General features: G+C 36.1%; 3 protein-coding genes and 1 pseudogene. 1 reads left to right on the forward strand and 3 read right to left on the reverse strand.

The window, feature by feature from the left end:
- Positions 1-524: 524 nt before the first annotated feature.
- The 3 genes and pseudogenes from AC1DRF_RS24065 to AC1DRF_RS24075 all read right to left on the reverse strand — a co-directional run.
- Positions 525-650, reverse strand: a pseudogene (locus tag AC1DRF_RS24065) (TetR-like C-terminal domain-containing protein); the annotation flags it as partial.
- Between the two features lie 198 nt (positions 651-848).
- The gene (locus tag AC1DRF_RS24070) at positions 849-1,244 is read right to left on the reverse strand and encodes a cupin domain-containing protein (protein ID WP_230184394.1); all 396 of its coding nucleotides are present in this window, start codon (positions 1,242-1,244) and stop codon (positions 849-851) included.
- Positions 1,245-1,261: 17 nt separating this feature from the next.
- Positions 1,262-1,582, reverse strand: coding sequence for a carboxymuconolactone decarboxylase family protein (locus AC1DRF_RS24075; protein ID WP_427076767.1), 321 nt, complete (start codon positions 1,580-1,582; stop codon positions 1,262-1,264).
- A gap of 244 nt (positions 1,583-1,826) precedes the next feature.
- Between AC1DRF_RS24075 and AC1DRF_RS24080 the strand changes: the two genes are divergently transcribed.
- A partial coding sequence (locus tag AC1DRF_RS24080; protein WP_477741879.1) for a MerR family transcriptional regulator occupies positions 1,827-2,217 on the forward strand: 391 nt, incomplete at its 3' end.

Here is a 2,217-nt window from a genome sequence, read left to right on the forward strand (position 1 = left end):
CCTTCATTAATAAATGTTCCTTCTTCAAATACCCAGACWCCATASGTAATRCCATCRTAATCTACGGTRTCAAARTATTGWACACCTTGTAATTGATCTGAATTATAMCCTTGRCTCAAATTCATMACCATTACATTRTATYGTTGACCYGATTCAAAGAATGCTTTTTCCATYGCTCCCTTGACGAAMCCACTTCGATTGTCGGCTGTTTTAGCCGCATCTGCAATCGCTTGTCCTATGGCTACGGGATCAACTGTTACGTCTCCTCCAACTTCTGCAGCCTCTGCAGAGCCTGCAGAACCTCCTAAATTCGGTAGAGCTAATGGCGTCGCTAAYACAGCTAAMCCTAMKGCAGAAGCYACARCAGCTTGTTTCGCTYTTCTCATTYKATCTCCTCCTATTTTTAGKTGATYCTTARAACAKTTACCCTTTWTTWMCAMATTAAAACAAAAAAGATATTATAATTAAGAATGGGAGATGGATAATTTTATTCTTCTAAAGCTTTTGTCCAACCAAACCTAAGTTTATAAGTTTCTTTCTAAAAGCTCTCTTGCTTTTTCTGCCATTTCTCTCGGTGAATATGGCTTTTCATTTTTGAGCCACCACTCAACTACGCTGACGTACGCATTAGCAACAAATTCAGCAAGTAATAATTGATTTAGTTTTACATACAGCTTTTCTCTTTATAAATCTTTTTTGATCTTTACTCACGGGTGTTACCAATCGATTTGTTTCTTATCTCTGAAAAGCTTTTCATTGGGTTCTTCAGAGCCAATTGCTGCTAGCCATAAAATGAAAAGCGAGTAATCATGTGACCAGTTTCTTAAAACGGCATATATACGTTATGCTTATAACTTATTAAACCATTCATCATCAACAGGTTCTAGCCATTCTGTTTCTCCTGGTGTCATTGCTAAGTGCACAAACCAGCTATCCTTTGTGGCGCCATGCCAATGTTTCACATTTGGTGGGATGTTCACGACATCACCTTTTTTTATTAACAGTGCTGCTTTACCTTCTTCTTGATACCAGCCTTCTCCACCTGTTACTAATAATACTTGTCCAACTTTATGAGAATGCCAGTTATTACGAGATCCTGGAGCAAAAGTTACATTTCCAATAGATGTGTTAAGCGGCTTTTCGTCTGTAAATACCATTTTTAAATAGGCGTCTCCACTAAAGTTGGCTTCCACTTTTTGTCCTAGTGGAAAGATTGTGCTATTACTTAATTCTTCATGCTTCATATTTCTTCTCTCTCCTTTTAAGCGTTATAAATTTTTTTAGCAATATTAAAAGCAGACCATGCTTTGGGCCACCCTGTATAAAACGAAAGATGAGTAATCACTTCTACAATTTCGTCTTTGGTTAATCCGTTTTTCTTTGCTTTTTGAAGATGCGGCGTTAATTGCTCAAAGTTTCCACCCGCAATTAAGGCAGAAACTGTAATCATACTTCGATCACGCGGAGATAACTCTTTCTCTCGCGCCCATACTTCGCCAAACAAAACATCATCATTAAGCTCAGCAAACTTTGGAGCAAATTCCCCTAACAGCTCTCGTCCTGCGGTTTGTTTTTCCGGCATCTCTCTCTCATCCTTTCTTTTTATTTTGATCGTTACAACAGGTGTAGTATAAGACTTAAACTTAGGTTTAAGTCAACAAGAGAATGTCGATGTTTTAAGAAGAAATTCATTATTGACTTAAAGTCGACTTTAAATGATAAGTTCAATAGATATAAGGAGACAATACTAAAGAAAAAACAATTATATATAACTGACTTTAAGCATTCAGTATTAGTTCAAATAAATGATAGAAAAGGTGAATACGATGGCTTATTCAATTGGAGAATTTGCAAAAATCCTTGGGGTAACAGCAAGTTCACTCAGATATTATGAAAGACAAGGTTTGCTTACACCTAATCGGGATGAGAATAATTTACGAAGATATACGGATGATGATATTGAATGGGCGAAGTTTCTCCTCCATTTAAAAGGTTCAGGTATGTTAATAACAGAGTTAAAACAATACACTAAATGGCATGCAATAGGTGATAAAACAAGCCAAGAGAGATTACATCTACTTAAAAACCGCAAACACCTTGTACAACAGGAAATACAAACTTTACAACAGAGTCTAGACATTTTAAATCGTAAAATTGAATTTTATAACGATCGGTTAAGAGGCGAATTATATGATTTTGTTCTTTATCCAAATGAAG

The sequence above is a fragment of the Priestia sp. P5_B4 genome (genome assembly GCF_056400385.1).